The sequence below is a fragment of the Nitrospirota bacterium genome (assembly GCA_016212185.1).
Classification (GTDB): domain Bacteria; phylum Nitrospirota; class Thermodesulfovibrionia; order UBA6902; family DSMQ01; genus JACRGX01.
The window spans coordinates 1-19,210 of the sequence record JACRGX010000077.1 but is presented as its reverse complement, the minus strand read 5'-3'; the positions used below and the strand labels follow the sequence as shown (position 1 = coordinate 19,210).

Sequence of the window (19,210 nt, the reverse complement as noted above, 5' to 3'; positions counted from 1 at the left end):
TTCTCAAATTTAAACATTTCCCCTCCCCGGATATTTGTTTTTGTATAACCAATAGGACGTAGTATAAAACTATACGATTTTAAAATAAAATTTACAATAAAAATTTGCTTGCCTTTTGCCCGATTATGTGATAGTTTTTAAAGAGGAAATGTTTTTTTGACTGTTGTTTTCCACAAAAACCTTATTTATCAAAAAGGAGGAGGAAGGAAAATGAAGTTAAGTCATTTAGTATCAATTGTTCTTACGGTGTTATTATTAATCAGCTTTTCTGCTGTCAGGGGATCTGCTGCAGTTACCCGTCTCTATGTGGTCAATAACCTTGATAACACCGTATCGGTGATTGACACAACGACAAATACAGTTATAACCACGATAAAAGTTGGTGCATCACCTACCGGGATAGCATATAACCCTGCCAACAAAAAGGTTTATGTAGTTAACAGAGGAGATAACACCGTCTCAATAATAGATACCGTAAACCATCTTGTTACAGGTACAATATTATCAGTCGGCCCATATCCTTGGTATGTGGCAGTTGATCCTACCACGCATAACATTGACCTTAATCAGTGGGTCAAAGGCCTTCCGGTTAACTTTGTTTATGTAACCAGCCCTGTAAGTAATAATGTTGATATTATTATTTCTACATTTGACGGGCTTCTCAACCTGCCGGGAGGCAACATTCATACTGACGTACCGCCCGGCATAGGCGTCTTTAATATAGCGTTGGACATTGCCAGTCAAAAGGCATATGCAGTCAATTGTCACAATGCTACGCTTTCAATCCTTGACCTGCAGACCAAAAAGATGGCGGCGACAGTAGAAAATCTGGAAAATACTGACAGTTTTGTCGGTGTAGGCTTAGATACCGGTCTCAATAAGGTATATGCTGTAGGTGATAAAATTGATGTGATGCCGGTAATTGATGTAAATGCCAAAAAAGTAGTCGCAAAAATAAAGGTAGGCACTTCGCCGTATAATGTGACAGTTGATTCAACCGCACACAAGGCATATGTAGTCAACAGGGGCAGCAATAGCATCTCCGTAGTCAATACTTCAAAAGATACCGTAGAATCCACAATAAAGGTCGGCACAGAACCGATATCATTAGTCCTTGCAGACGGCAAGGCGTATGTTACCAACTGCGGCAGCAATAACATCTCCGTAATCGATACGGCGGCAAATAAGGTAACGTCTACAATTCCCCTGACAGGCATGAAATCTTACAGGGGCTTTTGCCCATGGGGCATAGCGGCATTCTAAAATTTACAGGAGGAGGGAGTTCTGATGAAACAGTACAAAAAAATATTCACCATACTATTGATTCTTGTTTTTGCTGTAGGTGTTACCGGTATAAGTTATGCCGGTGATAAAGGAAATTCTGCGCTCTACTTCCCGGGTTCACAAGTTTCCAACGATGATTATACTTACTGGTATAATCTTGTTTCCCTCTCTGACCCGAGATTATACCCTTTAGGTTTTGACTTCAAGAATACAAGCATAACTATAGAGGCATGGATAAAGCCTGAAAAAATTCCAGGGGTAATTTTAGCAGCCGGGAATCTTGCCGCAAGAGTTACAAGCGATGGTTTTGTGCTGTATCTCTGGAAAGGCGCTTCCCCAAATGCATCCGAGGGCTGCCATGACAATGCCGATTATAACTGCGTAAAATTTGCTGTCAAAAGCAACGGCGCATGGTATGCCGCCACTGCATACACGCCGTCTGACCTTACCAATGGGTGGCACCATGTAGCAGGAGTACTTGATGTAAGTACCGGAACAATTACGGTTTATGTTGACGGCAATCCGCTGGAAGGGGCGGATAGTAACCATCCAAATCGCAAAACCGGCGTTTCTGCAATGGTTGATTCCGGATCTCTTTTCATTGGAGCAAATCAGTGCATTACACCGGAAGAAACAATCGGAGGAAAAGACAAGTCAGAGACGCATCCGGGCATAAAACACTGGTTTAAAGGCACAATTGACGAAATAAGACTGTGGAAAGAGGCAAGAACACAAAGTCTAATCAAAGAATGTATGAATCAGGAACTTAAGGGTGAAGGTTCATGCAAAATCACAGCCGCTTTAGCAACTTATTTAAAGTTTAACGAAGGCGGAGGTTCTACCGTCAGAGATAGTTCCGTGAATGGCAACAATGGTTCTTTCAGATACTATAAAAACGCAAAAAAAGTTAAAAAAGACCATAACGTACGGGTTGGGTACCATACTCAGGTGCAGGATCCGGAAAGCCTTGAAGTACAAGACCCGGCCAACTGGGTAGCAGGGTATCCTTTCTCAAAATAAATGTTATAAACTTTTTTTTAAAGAGGGTGTCTCTTTTTTTAGAGACACCCTCTTTTGTTTTATATATAATATTACCTGCAGGCCGGTCTTAGAACTCCCAATTAATCTTCCCTGTGGCAAAACCACAGGGAATCTAATGTAAGGAGGCAGACTTAATGTATAACCTCATAAGTTTTTCTGGAATATTTATCCTGATGCTGGTGGCCTGGGCGTTTTCAGCAGACAGAAGGGTCATCAACTGGCGGGTCATTTTGTGGGGTACTGTAATACAGTTAGTATTCGCCATTTTTATATTCGTAGTGCCGGCAGGCTCACACGTATTTCTCTTCATAAACGATGCTGTGGTAAAGGTGCTTGACAGCGCAAGCGCCGGCACAAGATTTCTCTTCGGAAGACTTGCCCTGCCGCCCGGAACAAAAAATGAAATGGGAGAGGAATCGCTGGGTTTTGTCCTGGCGTTTCAGGCTCTGCCGACAATAATATTTTTTGCCAGCCTGATGGCTGTCCTTTACTACATTGGAGTAATGCCGCGGCTCGTGAAAATCTTCTCAAGGGTCTTTACAAAGCTGATGGGGATAAGCGGGGCAGAATCCCTGAGTGTCTCCAGCAATATTTTTGTAGGCGTTGAGGCCAACATGACCGTGCTCCCCCACCTCGGCGGCATGACGCGGTCTGAGCTTTGCACCATACTTGCCGCAGGGATGTCAACAACGGCGTCAAACGTCCTTGCTCTTTATGTCTTTATCCTGCACGGACAATTTCCGACAATAGCGGGGCATCTTGTCTCAGCATCAATACTTTCAGCAATTGCCGCAATAGTAATGTCAAAGATTATCATGCCTGAAACCAGCAAGCCTGATACGCTCGGGATAAACGTATCGCCGCATTATGAAAAAGAATCAACCATCATAGAGGCGGTCATAAACGGAGCAAACGAAGGCGTTAAGATGGTAATCGGCATAATAGCGCTTCTACTTGCATTTTTAGGTATTGTTGCGCTTATGGATTTTCTTCTTTCATCTGTGGGATTAAGGATTAATAATTTTGCAGGCATTCAGCTGGACTGGTCATTAAAAGGGCTTCTGGGCTATCTTTTCTACCCGCTTACGCTTGTAATAGGCGTTCCGCCATCCGATGCGCTTGAAATAGCAAAACTCATAGGTGAACGCGCCGTCCTCACGGAGGTAAAATCATATCAGGACCTTGCGGCGCTCCTCACGTCAGGCGCCTTAAAAGACCCGCGTTCAGCGGTCCTTGCCGCTTATGCGCTCTGTGGTTTTGCGCATATCGCTTCGCTTGCAATATTTGTCGGCGGCACAGCAGCGCTCGCGCCTAAAAGAACAAAGGATATCTCAGATGTCGGTGTGAGGGCGCTCATTGCAGCGACACTTGCCTGTCTTATGACGGCAGCAGTGGCCGGGACCTTCTTTACGGGAAGCTCTATACTTTACAGGTAGGTAAACAAGCAGAGCGCTTTAACTAATTACAAATCTGAGAATTACCCAGATAAAAATAAGACTGTAAATTACAAAAAACATACATGGCATTATCCATGAAAAATGTCTTGGCTTTGCCATACCTAAAAAACCGGTCATCTTTGAAAGACCAGTCCTTGGATAACTAATAGTTTCTTTATTGTCAGCGCTTTCAACACTTCCAATCTTTGGGTCAAAAAACACGGATGCATCAGAATATATATATTCTCCATTGAAACCAATCTTGCGCTCAAGATATCTTGCCTGGAAATAATGAAGCTTGAGCCTGAGGTGCTGCCTTGAGGCTGAGGCCATCCAGTAAGCACAAATGCCCATCCCAACGACAAGACAGTATAAAACAAACGCCAGACTGATTGAATTTATTAAAAGCAATCCATTATGGATAAATGAAAATATAAAGTTGACCGTAAAAACAAATATAAACAGATTCAAAGCAAGATAAATAAGTTCAGACCAGATAAGGCGGTTTTCAATGCCGCTAATCACAGACAGCAGGGCAGCATATTTTTTTTCCGTATGTTTAACTGAAGTGTCTTCCATTTTTTGACTCCTTATGTATGATATTTAGTCGGAAGAAACGGTATTATCATAAATAATACTACCGTCCTTATCCTTCCCTACAATCCTTATTGAAGTGCCGGAAAGTTGTAAAACCGTAAGCCTTCCGGCCGGTATGGAACTATCCGTAGTCCACAGCGATATGTTTGTATACCATGGCGATTTTTCATCAAGTTTGCTGTTTCTTTCAGTTACATAAGTATTGGCCACACCATCAGTAAGAAGCTGTATATTTGTTTTGTCCGAATTATCAATTTTACCGCTGAAGTCTGTATCCACCTGTCTTAAATTTATATAGGAAGAAATAGAGGATTGCAGCCAGAACTGAAGTTCGCTTGAAGCGCTCTGCGCCGCCTTTATCATGCTTGCGCTGTGAGCCTTGCTTTTCATGCCGAGGTAGCTTGGGATTGCAATTGCAACAAGGAGGCCGATTATAGCTACAACCATCAAAAGTTCTATGAGTGAAAAGCCTGCCTTATCGGGGCATGTTTTCATAGCAACTATATTGAAAGCACCTGTAAGTTAATCATTATATCTTTAGATGAAATAATTACTTTTATCCCACTGCGGATTAATAATTTCCATGCCTATCATATCCGTCAGTTCATGTGGAGATGTTTTTTTATGCCATTTTACCTTGCAATGAAAATTAAGCGTCTCACCAGGCAAAGGCTCAAACATTAATTCCAGCGTTGTGTCAGGGGCAAGCCCCATTGCAGTTTTTGTGGGAACGGTTACCAAGTATATGCCGGTTGTTGAAATGTTTTCTATAACGCCGGTGTAGTTCACCCCTCCCTGCATAAGCTTAGCCCTAAAACCCATCATCAGTCTTTCTGCGCGCCTTTTATTCATATAAGCACCTAATTTCATTATATCTAAATTAGCAGGAAAGTCAAGGAATTTAGTTGATGAAACAACATATTTTGGATATGATATTTTTCAAATGATTATAGGCATCCCGAAAGAAATTAAGAAACATGAATACAGGGTCGCTGTAACACCTGCGGGAGTCAGGGAACTTAAAAAAGACGGTCACAGTATAATTATAGAAAAATCAGCAGGCGAAAGAAACGGCTTCTCTGACAGGGATTATACTAAGGCAGGAGCTGAAATATCGGATAAGAATTCTTTATTCAGTAAATCAGAGTTAATCGTTAAGGTAAAAGAGCCCTTCCCCTCTGAATATGAATTACTGCAGCATGGTCAGGCAGTCTTTACATACCTGCATCTTGCGGCAAACATAGAACTGACAGATATTCTTTTAAGAAAAAATATCGCCGGATTTGCCTACGAAACCCTTGAGGAAAACGGCACGCTTCCGCTTCTCATGCCGATGAGTGAAATCGCCGGAAGGATGGCGCCGATCATAGCCGCATTTTACCTGCAAAAGGTTTACAATGGAAACGGTATACTTATAACAGGCGTGGAAGGAGTGCCTCCGGCAAAGGTCCTTATTCTCGGCGCGGGCGTAGTGGGGATAAATGCGGCAAGGGTAGCAATTGGAATGGGCGCAAGGGTGACAGTGATAAACAGGGGAATTGAAAAGCTTAAGTATATAGATGAACTTTTTCGCGGCGCCGTGAGCACGCTTCCCGCGACAAAGGAAAACATTGAATCTGAGGCTCTGAAGGCTGACGCCGTAATAGGCGCGGTGCTGATTCCCGGCGCAAAGGCTCCGAAACTGATTTCAAGGGAGATTGTATCAAAGATGAAAAAAGGCTCTGTCATTGTTGACGTGTCTGTGGACCAGGGCGGGTGTATTGAGACAACCAGACCGACAACACATGATAACCCGGTATATGAAGTTGACGGGGTTATCCACTATTGCGTTGCCAATATGCCGGGGGCATATCCGAGGACCTCCACGCTGGCCCTCACAAACAAAACCCTTCCGTATATTAAACTGCTTGCAAAAAACGGGATAGCGAACTCGGCGCGTGATGACTCTCCCTTAAGAAGCGCGTTGAATACATATAAAGGCAAAATAATGCACAGGGGGCTGGCGGAATCAATAAACAAAAAAATTGTAAACTGAAAATATACAGGAAAAACTGCCTCATAATTTCTATAAATCGACAAAGAAATTATTTAAGATAAGACCTGCTGTAATAGTCCGTTATTTAAAAGCATAAGTTTTCCCTTATAATTTTTCTAAGGTGTCGTATAGAAATTATTCACCAGCATTTCCTGTATATTCATTGATGTTATAATAGTTCTAAGATAGATAATTATGGCGGGAAGATTGATGAAGAATTTTTATTCGTCACCTTAACGAAAAAAAGTATAAGGTTTTGAGTTTAAATTAAAAAACTATCACATGGGGTCTTTAAATTTAATTATTTCTTTGACGATGATAAAAATTCAGAGGCAGTTTTCCCGCCATATTACACTTGTCTCTAAAAAATTCCTTTTATCAACAGTCCTGCTCATATCTTTCACCGGCATCTCCCATGCCGGCGGTTTCGGCGCGGGCGTGCACGCCGGATACGGGACGCTTAAATATGAAGAAAGCAGTTCTGCTTTTGGAACAAATGTTGAATCAAAATCCAGCCAGAAAGTTGTGCTGATGGGCATATCAGGCGAGTATACTTTTCAAAAATTGAAAAACTTTTACGCAGGCATTACAACTGACTGGGCGTCCGGCAGGGGGGATACTGAAACATGGAAGGGAAACGGCATTCAGACGCAGACAAATGACATGGAAGTCTTCGGACAGTTTTATGACCTCAGATTCGGATATAAAAATAATTTAGATAATTTCAATTACAGGCTTTATGCATCAGGCGGATGGGACGGCATAAATTTCAAGAGGGATAAATTTATCTGGCGCGGCGCCTCGGCAGCAGGCAGAAGTACCGAAGACTTCAGCCTATGGAGGACGGGGTTAGGGACAGGGCTTGGATATAAAATTAATAAATGGGCGCTTGACGCAAGGGCGGCATATTCCTATTACCCGAAAGGCACTGTAGAAAACAGTTCATACTCGCAGTTTGAATTTGACACAGACGGCACATGCCTTGACCTTGGCCTCGGCATTGCGCGGGAGATAACTGAAAAAATAAATTTTTATGTCGGTGGAAGCTACACACTGCTTAAGCTCAATCAAAGCGATGTAATTACCCAAGGCTCAACAAGGGCTGTGTTCCCTGACAGTAAAATGGAAATCTTGGTAGGCATGGTCAATCTGAGATATGCGTTTTAGGGTTTCTGTTATATAAATAATAATAGCACTGTGAAGCCGCCTTTCTGACTATATTTTTCCTTTTATTAGGCTGCTTTGGTATAATGAGGATAGGTAACAAGAATGCAGTAGTTTGATGGAGGGGAATAACAATGAAGTTTACACGCATTACAGTAGAACAAGATAAGATGGGGGGCATACCTTGTATCAGAGGGTTGCGGATTCCCGTAACCACAATTGTCGGCATGGTAGCTAATGGTATGACTGAAAAAGAAATTCTTGAGGCATATCCTGATATTAAAGCAGAAGATATTCGTGAAGCATTGCTTTATGCCGCAGAAGCAGTAAAAGAACGTCAGATCCCACTCGTTGCTGCATGAAATTCCTCATAGATAACGCCCTTTCACCTATAATTGCAAAAGGATTAAAAAACGCCGGACTTGAGGCAGTCCATGTCAGGGATATCGGCATGCAGTCATCTTCCGATATTGTAATCTTTGACTATGCATTACAGAATGACAGGATAATTGTATCTGCGGATACTGACTTTGGAACATTACTCGCTTTAAAACAATATTCCAAGCCCTCTGTAATACTTTTTAGATGCACTGATAAACGTCCCTCTTCACAACTTTCACTGTTAATATCAAACCTTCCAACAATACAAGATGCTTTATCAGCGGGAAGCGTTGTAGTTTTTGAAGACAATAGAATCAGAATCAGGGCTTTGCCGATAAGTTAAGCCTCATAACCCTGCTGGCGAAACTCTTCTGTCATTCCCGCATGTCTTAAGCGGGAATCCAGTGTCTTCGTTGAAATCGTAGTTTCTATTTAAGCTTTGCATTTCCCCTGCCTTTCTTAAGAAACCACACTCTGATTGTCATTCCGGCTTGTCCGGAATCTTTCCTTCATTTAAGTAAAAAGAGGGATTCCCGTCAAGCGGGAATGACGTTATTTATGTATACAAGATTTACCTGACACTACTGATGAAACCACACAAAACTTACTATTAAAAATTCTTATAGAACCTATAAATATTATTAAATTTCTTGACAAATGGGGGGGGTGAGGTGTAAAAAAAGTGATAATCCTCAGAGTTCAAAGAAATCATAAGTTTCGTTTAAACAGAAAATAGAGCTTGTAAAAATTTTTTTAAAAAAAAGGGGGCTGCAATGAAGAAAAAATATTTATTTTTGTTAGTTGTTGTCAGTATTTTTATGGCAACTACGGTATTTGCTGAAATTAACCAAAACGGTCTTGTTTCATACTGGAATTTTAATGAAGGCAGTGGGACAACGGCTTATGATTCTGTTGGTAATAATGATGGAACGATTTACGGGGCAACATGGGCAAGCGGGATAACTGGCGGCGCTTTAAGTTTTGACGGAACCGTAGGAAATGATTATGTCATTGTTCCTAATGATTCCTCTTTAAATTTTACCGGTGGATTTACCATCCAGGGTTGGGTTAATTCTACGTCAACTGACGGTCCGCATGTAATAGTTTCTAAGTGGAACAGTGAAGAAAGTGATTGGTCATACGTCTTCAAAGATGGCAACACCAGCGACAATCTTAGAATTCAAACTGTTGATTCTGAATCTTATCCAAACAGCCGGATTCAGTTGGAAGGTGCAACTAACATTCCATTGGGAAGTTGGGTAAACGTAGCTACAACTTATGACACTAACGATGGCACAGTGCGGCTTTATTTAAACGGAATTGAAGATGCTTCTATTAATATCGGGGCAGGTTTGCCTGTCAACTCTGGACTAACCGACTTTATTATTGGTGCCGTTTTCTACTCTGGAGCTTATCGTGAAAATTTCACAGGAAGCATTGATGAGCTTGCTATTTATAACCGTGCCCTTACACCTTCGGAAATCTATTCAAATTATAATCTCGGCCCTGAACCCATCAGCTCCATTCTTTTTCTTACCGGCGGGGCAGTATTGGGAGCAAGGAATTTATTGAGGAGAAGAAAATCTGGATTCCTGCCTGCGCAGGAATGACAGACTAAGAAAGCAAGAGGGGGCGTGGCATAACCACGCCCTTATGTTTTTTATTTTCAAAATAAAACTACAACCTCCTCAGAAATTCAGCACCTTCATCCCCTTCCCTATCATCACCGCTGATTTTATCGCATTCCCGACAAACTCCTTTGCCTTTACAGCCGCCTCCCTGACATCATACCCAAGCGCAAGGCAGGCGGTAATCACCGAGGAAAAAGCGCACCCCGTGCCGTGATATTCGCCCTCCGCCCTCTCGCTTTCAAGCGTCAGAAATTCCTTGCCGTCCCATACGATATCAATGGCGGCATGTTTTAAATGCCCGCCTGTGACAATGACCGCCTCAGGACCAATCCCGATGCTTCGGGACAGCTTCATTGCCGCATCTTTCATGTCTTTTTCATTATCAATATTTATGCCGGTAAAAACAGACGCCTCGTAAATATTCGGCGTGATGACTTTTGCAAGCGGAAACAGATATTCTTTCAATGCCTCAAGACAACCGTCCCTGACAAGCGAGACGCCTGTTGAAGACACTGTCACAGGGTCAATGACAAGATTTTGAAGGGAATACTCTTTAATTTTCTGCGCAGTAATTCTGATAATATCAGTGCTGTAAAGCATGCCTGTCTTCAGGGAGTCAGGATGAATATCCTGCAAAAGGGTATCAAGCTCTGCTGAAAAAAATGACTCCGGAAGTTCAAAAATATCAGAAACCCCTGCAGTGCTCTGGGCAGTCATAACCGAAGGAATACTCAAGCCATAGACGCCGAGCGACTTAAAAACCTTCAGGTCTGCCTGAAACCCTGCGCCGCCTGTCGGGTCTGAGCCTGCAATAGTAAGTGCAATCTTCATAAAAAGACATTATAATATTGTAATGAAATTTGCAAGGCTCACAGGATATTTTGAAGAGCTTGAAGCAACTTCAAAACGCCTTGAGATGTTTGAAATACTGGCAAGGCTCTTTAATGAGGCCTCTGCAAATGACATAGACAAGATCATCTACTTAAGCCAGGGACAGCTTCTTCCTCCGTTTAAAGGAATTGAAATGGGCATGTCTGAAAAACTCCTTATAAAAGCCCTCTCAGACGCATCTCATGCACCGACCAAAAAAGTTGAGGAGGTCTTCAGAAAAACCGGAGACCTCGGAGAAACGGCAGAGGAATTGCTGAAAGACAGGGGAGAAGGGCTTAGCGTTGGAAAGGCATATGATGAGCTTACGGACATCGCGCATACAGGAGGCACAGGAAGTGTTGAGAAAAAGATAAGCCTTTTAAGCAATCTGCTGCGCGGGACATCTTCCAACGAGGCAAAGTATATTGCAAGGTTTGTCCTCGGGCGTCTTAGGCTGGGCGTTGGAGACCCTACAGTGCTTGAGGCGCTGGCCCTTTCAAAAGGCGACAGGGGGCTGAGGCAGGAGCTTGAGCGGGCGTACAACCTGTGCTCTGATTTAGGGCTTGTAGCAAAAACTTTATTGGAAAAAGGCATGGCAGGCGTGAGAAAACTCAGGATTCAAGCGGGATATCCGGTAAGGATGGCGCTTTGCGAGAGGGTTCCTTCTTCAGAGGAAATAATTGAGAAGATGGGCAGGGCCGCCATTGAGGCAAAATACGACGGCTTAAGGATACAAATTCATAAAGACGGTAATAATGTTGAGATGTTCTCAAGAAATCTTGAGCGCACGACACACATGTTCCCTGAAATCACCGCGGCAGTAACAACTCATATCCTTGCAAAAAAGGCAATCCTTGAGGGAGAGGCGCTTGCCTACAATGAAACAACAGGAGAGCTGTTCCCTTTTCAGATTACCATGCAGAGAAAGCGTAAACACGGCATATCTGAACTTGCAAAAGAATACCCGCTTAAGTTTTTCGCCTTTGAACTGCTGTACGCAGACGGCGAGGATTACACAGAGAAATCTTATGCCGAAAGAAGGGAAAAACTTGAGTCCCTCATAAAGAAAAATCCCGTAATAGAGCCTGCGGAGATGTTCATTACCGACAATCCCCAGAAGATTCATGAATATTTTGATGAGGCCATTGAAAGGGGGCTTGAGGGTGTTGTCGCAAAAAGGCTTGATGCGCCCTACTCTGCCGGCGCAAGGAATTTCAACTGGATAAAATTAAAGAGGAGCTACCGCGGAGAGCTTGCAGACACCATTGACATATGTATTGTAGGATATTTCAGAGGCAGGGGGGCGCGGGCAAAGTTTGGAGTCGGCGCCCTGCTCGGCGCTGTATATGATGAAAAAACAGACTCGTTCAAAACTGTAAGCAAGGTAGGGTCGGGTTTTTCAGAAGATGAATTTTCTGAGCTGAAAAAAATCCTTGACAGGATTGCCCTTAAGCATAAACACCCGCGTGTTGACTCTGTGATAGAGCCTGATGTCTGGGTTGAGCCAAAATATGTTGTAACCGTTACTGCCGACGAGATAACACGCTCTCCTTTGCATACGGCAGGCAAAGACAGGGAAGGCATCGGTTATGCGCTAAGATTTCCAAGGGCAGTGGGCTTTATCCGCATGGACAAAAAACCGGAGGATGCAAATTCAGTAAAAGAAATTATTGAGATATCCAATCAGCAGAAAAAGGTGAAGGTAGGGTAAAAAGCAAAGGAATGAGGGTGGAAGGATGAAGGCTGAAAAAACTATTTTAAAAAAATACTGCAGGCAGGTCTTTGACCTTGGGCTTGTCACAGGCAAAAGCGCATGAAAATCTCAGTTACAAAAGTTACACTGGTATCTCCAGCAAAATCTTATCATAATTCACACGAGGAGTTGTTCTTTCCCTCCCATCTTTTATTTTCTTTAATTCAATAAGCCCTGCCTGTGCAAGGAACTGCACATCGTTAAATGTATTTTTTATATCCCTGTGAAGCATTTTAGCAAGTTCGTATATTGACCTTGGATGGTCTTTTTTAATAGTTTTAAGTATCTTCAAGCGCTCCTCTGTCAAAACCTTCCTCATCGCCTCAATGCTTTCAAAAGAAATACCTTCATGTTTTTTGACCTTCTCTCCCCTTTCAAGTTTTCCGCAGACTTCCTTGACTTCGTTAAAAAGCTCATCATCGGATTTTATCGATATTTTTATATTTCTGATTTTCATAGCCTGCCCTCCCTGAATCGTTCTATATCACTTTTAAAATCTTTCCATAGTTTCCCAAAATTCTGATAGTTATATGAATATTCCTCATCCCTGTAATGCCTGTGGTCTCCCTTGCCTTCTGCGTTGTCATAACAAATAACTCTTTCATTATTGACAATGTATGCAAATGAATATTTAAACCCGTGCGGCTTATCCTTGCTTTTAGCCACCTTCCATATTTTTACTTCCTGAAAAGAATTATCTGTGAAATATCTTTTCTCATGGAAAACAAGCTCTGCCGCCATATTGGTTTATTTATACCATATATGTATAAGTTTAGTCAAGAAGGTATATATTAGAAAATAATTTTTATGAAAATCTCAGTTGCAATCAAGCCGAAATCAAGAGTGGAAAAAGTTGAAAAAACCAACAGCGGTTATATCGTCCATGTCAAAGAACAGCCGATTGAAAATAAGGCAAATACAGCGCTGATAAAAGCGCTTGCGGGATATTTTGATGTCCCCAAGTCACGGGTTGAGATTGTCTCAGGGATAAAGTCAAAACAAAAGATTGTGGAGATAAGAGAATAGAATGACAGCAGGGAGATATGTCTGAAAAAGCTAAAATAAAAAATAACGAAATAGATGGGCGACACATCTTCAAAATCTTTAGAACGCAACGAAGATTATTGTATGTCATGCTTCAAATTTTCAGGCTCTCTAAGCTGGACTAAATACTCAAAAGGCAACATGACAAATATCGGTGTTGCTCTAAAGCTTTTTCAGACATATCTCCCATCTATTAATTACCATAGGGGATTTTATGGAAGAACTTTTGGAAGTAGTCAATGAAAAAGGCGAAGTGCTGAAAACCCTTCCGCGTTCTGAAATACACGGAAATCCGTCCTTAATGCACAGGGTTGTCCATGTGCTCGTATTTAACGGAAAAGGCGGTTTAATCCTTCAGAAACGCTCAATGAACAAAGATGTAGCGTCAGGCAAATGGGACACGTCTGTCGGCGGACATGTAAATCAGGGTGAGTCAATTGAAGAGGCATTAAATCGTGAAATGGAAGAGGAATTGGGGATAAAAGCACGCGGCCTTAACTTCCTTTATACATACATCCATTCAAATCCATATGAGACAGAACTCGTCTATACCTATTCCTGCAGGTATGATGGCAAAATACATTTTAACAAAGATGAAATTGATGAGGTTCGTTCGTGGGACATAAAGGAAATAGAGCACTCGCTCGGAAAGGGCACATTCAGCGACAACTTTGAGCATGAATTCAGCATGTACCTGAAGCGTAAGAAGTAAGGGAATATATTTATTACTCGCCTTACATCTGACGCCTCACGTCTTACGAGCAATTAACTCTAAGCTTTCTTACAGAGGGCCACAGCCCCCGCTAAAATTATGCCCACGTATTGGATTTCACATACGTGCCTGCTGAGTCAGAGTCTTTATCAACCAGTTTGCCCTCAAGCGTTACCTTTACCTCTTGCGCCTGAGCAAGATCTCTTTGAAGATGACTTAAATCCATTTGTTTCACCTCCTTATTTTTATCTTAGATTTTCAGCGTTATTATATCTATAAAATTCAGGAAATTTTGAGTTTTGAGTGATATAATTTTTATATTCGTCCTGTGACAAGCGCTCTATCTGAGTAAAGGCCTCAAAGTAGTCTGTATCCGGGACTATATTTTTGTAAGTTTTGTATATTGTCATAAAACCCAGCATCAATAAAATTGATAAGAAAACGGTTATAACCCCTAATAATGGATTAAATAACGCCTGCGGCCCGGCATGCCGGTCATCCCTTTGAAAAGCCTGACCGAGCTCATTATCATCTGGAATAATTTCTCCGTATTTATTGAACTGACTCATCACTTAATCTCCTGTCCGTTAATTAGGCTGAATCCCTCTCAGTATATCAACAGCAGACATATTGGTCTGCCATATAAATCCGGTATAAAAACTGTCGGGGTCGTCACCTTGAACCTTTTCCTTGAAAACCGCAACCTGCGGCGGTTCAATCGGATAAAGATAAGGGAATACAAGCGCTATATCTTTCCCGTTAACACTGCCGCGATAGGCAAGCCTGCCATCCCTTAACCTCAACAGAATTAACTGAGGAAACAGCGCATTCATCATAGCCGCTTCCCATTTTAATCTTTTAGGGTCTTTTTCATACCAGTGAAAGTATCCGAGCTGATCCTGTTCATAATTTCCTTCACTGATAGAGAAAAAATATTTAACTTTTCTGCTGAGTTCTTTTAAATTCATTTCAGCCCTTTTCCGTATCCAATAAAGAGACTTCGTTTAATAATTTAGCAACCAAATCCGAAAGTTCAGTCTGGGACATATCATATTTCTCCAGATATCTTTCCTTCCGGCAATAATCGCAGTCCTCTCTGGTCTTTGTTTTTACCCATGAAGTGGTCAATGGTTTTGTGTCGCGGAAAATAGCTCCATGACTATTTGCCGCAATAAACATTGTGCATTCTGAAGGGAAAAACCTCATAAAAGAACTGTATTCCTTGTCTCTTAACAATAGCGCAAGAGCAATTTTAGCGCCGGCAGTTGCGACAAACGCCACATCTGTTCCCAATCCTGGTTCTGACTTTATTTTAGTGATATCCTCCACTGCCGTATAATCTATAACTCTTTCTTCTTTTGGAATAGTTTCAATTATTTCAGAAATAGCCGGAACTACGCAGGCAAGACAGGGCGTTTCGCCGGGAATTGAATAAACAATATGTCCCCACGAAGCCCTCTCATAAAGTCCTATCCATACAAGCGGGATATTAAGCTTAAGAGATAATTCGTTTAAATAAAAATTAGCTTCCTTTGCGTCTGTAGCGGCAATTAAAAGGCTGGCACCCGACAGCATCTCCTCAACCTTGTCCGGTTCAATATCCAGGATATTATTCTCTATGGATTTAACCTTTGCCAATGGATTTCTCCGGATAATCTTATCCTTCACAATAGAAGTTTTATACCTTCCGATGTCCTCTATGTCTCCTATATGCCTGCATACATTGTTAACAGACAATTCATCAGAGTCTATGAGGATAAATTCTCCAACGCCTGCCTTGCCGAGTTCTAATGCCACAAGACTTCCGACAGAGCCCAATCCCGTAATTGCAACTTTCTTGCCCTTTAAAACATCTGTATCCAGAAGGCCCTTCATTCTTGTAAAAATATCAGTCTTCAGCCTTATTTTCTCAACCCGCAATTCACTCTCCAGGCCGTTAGTTAAGACAACGGCTTTCATGGATTCAGGTGAGAAAAATATGCCCTCTTTTTCAGCCGCAGCGTTACCAAAACAGCCAATCCTGCTGTATTTTGATTGCTTATCTCTTGCCGCTGATATATCCATTATATGTGCAATACCCTCTTCATTATGAATAAGCCCAAAGAGATAACCCTCCTTGTCTTTCTTCATACTTTCAAGTAATATTTCGTTGACTATAAGCCTGTTAATCAACCCTATACCGCCTTCTTTTCATACAGAAGTTTTAAAGGCAACTTTATTAAAAGCAATAAGCCTTCCGATAACTTTTTTAATGCAAAGCGAAGCCTTAATCTCCTGCAATTCAATAGTTCTGCCAAATCAAAAGAAGAGTTCCACCTGAATTGTTCATTTACGACAATCTCATTAAACTTATTCATTTTCTTTAAAAATATCCTCGGCGGTGCAAGCGGATATTCAGGAGGAAGCATAAAAAGAATACCCTTAACCTCAACAGCCAGGGTATTGTCCTTTATAATTTTAATCTCAGGATAAGTCCCTGTGATTCTTGTAATTTTCTGTACTTCCCTGTCAATCCTTTTTTCCTTGTCAATATAACCTGAGGCCCAGATGCCCGACAGCGATGCACTGCTATTCTTTGCGAGGCTCTCCGGCGCTTCAGAAACAATGTCATAATCAAGCTTCTTAAAATTCATATCTTCCCTTGTTATCACATACGGGAACATTTTGACATCATCTCCGCTTTTTGTAGCAATAATAGACAAAAAACGGCCGTTTATCTTGTAATCCTTATCTTTTAAAATTGCCCCGGCCTGCCTCAAATCCCCAATGCTCGGATACGACATATCTATATGGTGGAGATGATGAACACCTAAGTAATCCACGGCATACATCTCCCTTAATTTTTTTAGTTCTTTATTAACATGCTCAACATCCGGTGAAAATGAGGCCAAAGACCTTCTTGCATTAGCTCCGGGTGTTATCACATGGGTTATGGTAAAGCCGTCAGAGTCCTGTGTTCCCACAAGCACAGTCCCGGTTTCAACGCCGTTCCATCTCTTTGATTCGTCAACTATGGCATCATAGGCCGTTGAACTCACCCTGAGTTTAAGACCGCTTTTTTTATCTATTCCCTCTGCTATCATTTCTGTATTCCGTTTCTCCTCTAAGCCTAACTCCATCTGCCAGTTTCTTTGTAATTTTCATAAGTAAAAATCCATGCCGCAGTCCAGACAGTTACGGTCACGGCCGTGGTTTTTCCGGGCACATAAGTGCTCTCAGGCCTGTCATATGTATTAAACAGGCAAAGATGTCCATCCGCATATACATGCGGTGTTCGGTCTTTGATTGTCGGTTCAAGGATATAGGTAGAAGGATGCACTGACGGAAAACCTTCCGGATAAACAATCAATGCCCTGTAGGAATTGCCGGAGTTGCTTTCCAGCGTCACATCCCACGCAAGAAGCCCGTTTTTAAGCTTTGTAAGCGCTGCATGCGGAAAAGCTCTTTGCATAATTTCTCTCTCCTGTAAAAGCCTTCCGGGATTTTTTTCCCACCACCGCATATCTGCCTCACTTAACTCCAACTGCTACAGGTTTATTCTCCGGCGTATAGCGCACATAAAGACTCTCCTTAACCGCGCTCTTGCTTACCAGCTTGCCTTCATAAGTGACTTCAACCTCTTCAGCCAGTTCAATCTCTTTTTTTAGCTGTTTTAAATCCATTTTTTTGCCCCCCCTTTTTTTGTTTCGGGTGTCAAGCCACCCGTTAAAAGTCTTAAAAATCAAGACCATACACAAATATGAAAGCAATATTTGTGCCAGAAAAAATATAATGTCAGAACTTATATTTTCTTTATAAAAAACAAGTGGTTAGAAAAGGGGTGGATGTCCCGGATTAGCGTAAAATGTGATGTGACACATTGCTGTAATGTTACACAAATGTCCAATGTTACAGTTTTTTAATTTTGAACGAACTCACCGCAAAGGAAAATATGAAGAAGAAAAAGCTGATAGATAAATTGAGGAAAAGAACCAGCAGTTAAATAAGCCGCGGCTGTCTTCTCGGAATAGAACGAAGTGCTTTTTCAGTCCCTCCGAGGTCAGCAAGCCTTCTCGCACTTGCGCGGGCAATTAATGCTTCCAACCCCATTCTCACCAAAGAAGTTTTTTTAATAACCCCGGTAAGTTCAGACGCCTTCTTTAAAACCTTGTCATCTATATTTAAAGTAATTTTCATTTGAATTAATATGAACCAAATATGCAGCTACGTCAAACGATATTTTTTGAAGATAAAACCTCTGGCATGGGGTCAGTTGGCATGCATGGGGTCAGGTCTTGTTTCTTGCATTAACTACTTTTTTATCAATCTACTTACTACAGAATAGTGTATCCCTATAAAATCTGCAACCTCTTTTTGCGTATAACCATATCTTTCTACTGCTTCCTTTGCTATCTTATTCCGTTTTGTTTTGTCTTTTATTATGCCTTCATCAAATAACATGTCAAGTCTTGGCCTGTCTGCATATCTCTGGCTTTTGGGGATTTCCTTTATATCCCGATACCCTTTTATATAATCCATTAAACCTTCAGCAAATTCTTCCTTCCCAAGAATACACTGTCCCCTTATATCTCTCCATATAACCTTTCCCTCAATCCCAGCTTCAACAAAGTCACTGTATTTTTTCTCAGCCTGCCTTTTTCTTTTTGAATATTGCCCCAATATCCACTCCGTTGTTAAGCATGAATGAGGTTTGTCCAATCCAATTGTGCTCAGGTAACTACTCCACTTCCAGTTCTTCGGTATCTGCACTATCTTTGCCCTTACCGGATTTAATACTACATACCTGCACACCTCTAATAAATGACTGTCTTTTTGAATAAGTATTGCCTTGTATCTCCCCTGAAATATGTGGCCTGTTTTTTTATGCCTTTTATTAAACATCTGGGTGTAAACACCGTTAAGCTGACGCATTCCTTTTGACAGATTACCCTCAGGTGTTTCTATGATGAGGTGATAATGATTGTTCATCAGGCAGTAGGCATGACAGAGCCAGTTATACCGTCTATTGACGTTTTCTAATGTGGCAAGAAATAATCTCTGATCGCCTTCGTCTTTAAAAATAGGCTTTCGCCTATTGCCTCTGGAGGTTACATGGTATACTGCTCCTTCATATTCTATTCGCAGTGGTCTTGCCATGCAGTTACTTTAGCATATTAATTTTTAAAATGCAAGAAACAAGACCTGACCCCAATTCTGACCAATTCGTTTCACCATTCGTTTCATGACCATTGTTATAGGCCTTTGCATCTTTTGGATTTATTT

General features: G+C 41.7%; 25 protein-coding genes. 11 read left to right on the top strand and 14 right to left on the bottom strand.

Annotated features, from left to right (window positions below; all coding sequences use genetic code 11):
- The first annotated feature begins 210 nt into the window (after positions 1-210).
- From HZA10_09425 to HZA10_09415, 3 genes are all read left to right on the top strand, one after another.
- Entirely contained in the window at positions 211-1,263 is a 1,053-nt protein-coding gene (locus HZA10_09425; GenBank protein MBI5196530.1) for a YncE family protein, read from the top strand.
- A 24-nt stretch (positions 1,264-1,287) separates the two neighbouring features.
- Positions 1,288-2,304, top strand: coding sequence for a LamG domain-containing protein (locus HZA10_09420; protein MBI5196529.1), 1,017 nt, complete (start codon positions 1,288-1,290; stop codon positions 2,302-2,304).
- 155 nt (positions 2,305-2,459) lie between these two features.
- Positions 2,460-3,761, top strand: coding sequence for a nucleoside transporter (locus HZA10_09415; GenBank protein MBI5196528.1), 1,302 nt, complete (start codon positions 2,460-2,462; stop codon positions 3,759-3,761).
- 18 nt (positions 3,762-3,779) lie between these two features.
- Here HZA10_09415 and HZA10_09410 read toward each other — a convergent pair whose 3' ends face one another.
- The 3 genes from HZA10_09410 to HZA10_09400 are packed head-to-tail and all read right to left on the bottom strand — an operon-like array spanning position 3,780 to position 5,210.
- Positions 3,780-4,340 carry a hypothetical protein gene (locus tag HZA10_09410; GenBank protein ID MBI5196527.1) on the bottom strand — a complete coding sequence of 187 codons (561 nt, stop codon included), beginning with the start codon at positions 4,338-4,340 and terminating at the stop codon, positions 3,780-3,782.
- A 24-nt stretch (positions 4,341-4,364) separates the two neighbouring features.
- Positions 4,365-4,853, bottom strand: coding sequence for a type II secretion system protein (locus tag HZA10_09405; GenBank protein MBI5196526.1), 489 nt, complete (start codon positions 4,851-4,853; stop codon positions 4,365-4,367).
- 42 nt (positions 4,854-4,895) lie between these two features.
- Complete coding sequence (locus HZA10_09400; protein MBI5196525.1) at positions 4,896-5,210, bottom strand: PilZ domain-containing protein; 315 nt, start codon at positions 5,208-5,210, stop codon at positions 4,896-4,898.
- A 91-nt stretch (positions 5,211-5,301) separates the two neighbouring features.
- Here HZA10_09400 and ald point away from each other — a divergent pair, with 91 nt between their 5' ends.
- The 5 genes from ald (at position 5,302) to HZA10_09375 (ending at position 9,548) form a co-directional block, all read left to right on the top strand.
- On the top strand, positions 5,302-6,393 hold the full coding sequence (gene ald, locus HZA10_09395) for an alanine dehydrogenase (GenBank protein ID MBI5196524.1): 1,092 nt from the start codon (positions 5,302-5,304) through the stop codon (positions 6,391-6,393).
- Positions 6,394-6,708: 315 nt separating this feature from the next.
- A complete protein-coding gene (locus HZA10_09390) occupies positions 6,709-7,560 on the top strand; it encodes a hypothetical protein (GenBank protein ID MBI5196523.1) in 852 nt (283 codons plus the stop codon).
- A gap of 131 nt (positions 7,561-7,691) precedes the next feature.
- Positions 7,692-7,919: a DUF433 domain-containing protein gene (locus HZA10_09385; GenBank protein ID MBI5196522.1), complete on the top strand. Its 228-nt coding sequence runs from the start codon at positions 7,692-7,694 to the stop codon at positions 7,917-7,919.
- A complete protein-coding gene (locus HZA10_09380) occupies positions 7,916-8,281 on the top strand; it encodes a DUF5615 family PIN-like protein (protein ID MBI5196521.1) in 366 nt (121 codons plus the stop codon). The genes HZA10_09385 and HZA10_09380 overlap by 4 nt, the downstream gene beginning before the upstream one ends.
- Before the next feature lie 430 nt (positions 8,282-8,711).
- The gene (locus HZA10_09375) at positions 8,712-9,548 is read left to right on the top strand and encodes a LamG domain-containing protein (GenBank protein MBI5196520.1); all 837 of its coding nucleotides are present in this window, start codon (positions 8,712-8,714) and stop codon (positions 9,546-9,548) included.
- Between the two features lie 78 nt (positions 9,549-9,626).
- On the opposite strand, the gene thiD is transcribed toward HZA10_09375, so the two are convergent.
- Positions 9,627-10,400, bottom strand: coding sequence for a bifunctional hydroxymethylpyrimidine kinase/phosphomethylpyrimidine kinase (gene thiD, locus HZA10_09370; GenBank protein MBI5196519.1), 774 nt, complete (start codon positions 10,398-10,400; stop codon positions 9,627-9,629).
- A gap of 22 nt (positions 10,401-10,422) precedes the next feature.
- Here thiD and HZA10_09365 point away from each other — a divergent pair, with 22 nt between their 5' ends.
- Positions 10,423-12,150, top strand: coding sequence for an ATP-dependent DNA ligase (locus HZA10_09365; GenBank protein MBI5196518.1), 1,728 nt, complete (start codon positions 10,423-10,425; stop codon positions 12,148-12,150).
- 124 nt (positions 12,151-12,274) lie between these two features.
- Here HZA10_09365 and HZA10_09360 read toward each other — a convergent pair whose 3' ends face one another.
- Positions 12,275-12,649, bottom strand: coding sequence for an ArsR family transcriptional regulator (locus HZA10_09360; GenBank protein MBI5196517.1), 375 nt, complete (start codon positions 12,647-12,649; stop codon positions 12,275-12,277).
- The gene (locus HZA10_09355; GenBank protein MBI5196516.1) at positions 12,646-12,933 is read right to left on the bottom strand and encodes a hypothetical protein; all 288 of its coding nucleotides are present in this window, start codon (positions 12,931-12,933) and stop codon (positions 12,646-12,648) included. The genes HZA10_09360 and HZA10_09355 overlap by 4 nt, the downstream gene beginning before the upstream one ends.
- 66 nt (positions 12,934-12,999) lie before the next feature.
- Between HZA10_09355 and HZA10_09350 the strand changes: the two genes are divergently transcribed.
- Both HZA10_09350 and HZA10_09345 read left to right on the top strand, forming a co-directional pair.
- Positions 13,000-13,218, top strand: coding sequence for a DUF167 domain-containing protein (locus HZA10_09350; GenBank protein ID MBI5196515.1), 219 nt, complete (start codon positions 13,000-13,002; stop codon positions 13,216-13,218).
- A 232-nt stretch (positions 13,219-13,450) separates the two neighbouring features.
- Positions 13,451-13,948, top strand: coding sequence for an NUDIX domain-containing protein (locus tag HZA10_09345; GenBank protein MBI5196514.1), 498 nt, complete (start codon positions 13,451-13,453; stop codon positions 13,946-13,948).
- 245 nt (positions 13,949-14,193) lie between these two features.
- Here the strand turns inward: HZA10_09345 and HZA10_09340 are convergent, their stop codons facing one another.
- From HZA10_09340 to HZA10_09305, 8 genes are all read right to left on the bottom strand, one after another.
- A complete protein-coding gene (locus tag HZA10_09340; protein MBI5196513.1) occupies positions 14,194-14,517 on the bottom strand; it encodes a hypothetical protein in 324 nt (107 codons plus the stop codon).
- Between the two features lie 18 nt (positions 14,518-14,535).
- Positions 14,536-14,916, bottom strand: a complete 381-nt coding sequence (locus tag HZA10_09335; GenBank protein MBI5196512.1) for a hypothetical protein — start codon at positions 14,914-14,916, stop codon at positions 14,536-14,538.
- Between the two features lies 1 nt (position 14,917).
- Complete coding sequence (locus HZA10_09330; GenBank protein ID MBI5196511.1) at positions 14,918-16,120, bottom strand: ThiF family adenylyltransferase; 1,203 nt, start codon at positions 16,118-16,120, stop codon at positions 14,918-14,920.
- 2 nt (positions 16,121-16,122) lie between these two features.
- Positions 16,123-17,067 (bottom strand): hypothetical protein, encoded by a 945-nt coding sequence (locus HZA10_09325; GenBank protein MBI5196510.1) that lies wholly within the window; start codon positions 17,065-17,067, stop codon positions 16,123-16,125.
- Positions 17,058-17,399, bottom strand: coding sequence for a hypothetical protein (locus HZA10_09320; protein ID MBI5196509.1), 342 nt, complete (start codon positions 17,397-17,399; stop codon positions 17,058-17,060). Before HZA10_09320 ends, HZA10_09325 begins: the two co-directional genes overlap by 10 nt.
- A 58-nt stretch (positions 17,400-17,457) precedes the next feature.
- Complete coding sequence (locus tag HZA10_09315) at positions 17,458-17,610, bottom strand: hypothetical protein (GenBank protein MBI5196508.1); 153 nt, start codon at positions 17,608-17,610, stop codon at positions 17,458-17,460.
- 316 nt (positions 17,611-17,926) lie between these two features.
- A complete protein-coding gene (locus HZA10_09310; protein ID MBI5196507.1) occupies positions 17,927-18,124 on the bottom strand; it encodes a type II toxin-antitoxin system VapB family antitoxin in 198 nt (65 codons plus the stop codon).
- A 114-nt stretch (positions 18,125-18,238) separates the two neighbouring features.
- Positions 18,239-19,084 (bottom strand): transposase, encoded by an 846-nt coding sequence (locus tag HZA10_09305; protein ID MBI5196506.1) that lies wholly within the window; start codon positions 19,082-19,084, stop codon positions 18,239-18,241.
- Between the last annotated feature and the right edge of the window lie 126 nt (positions 19,085-19,210).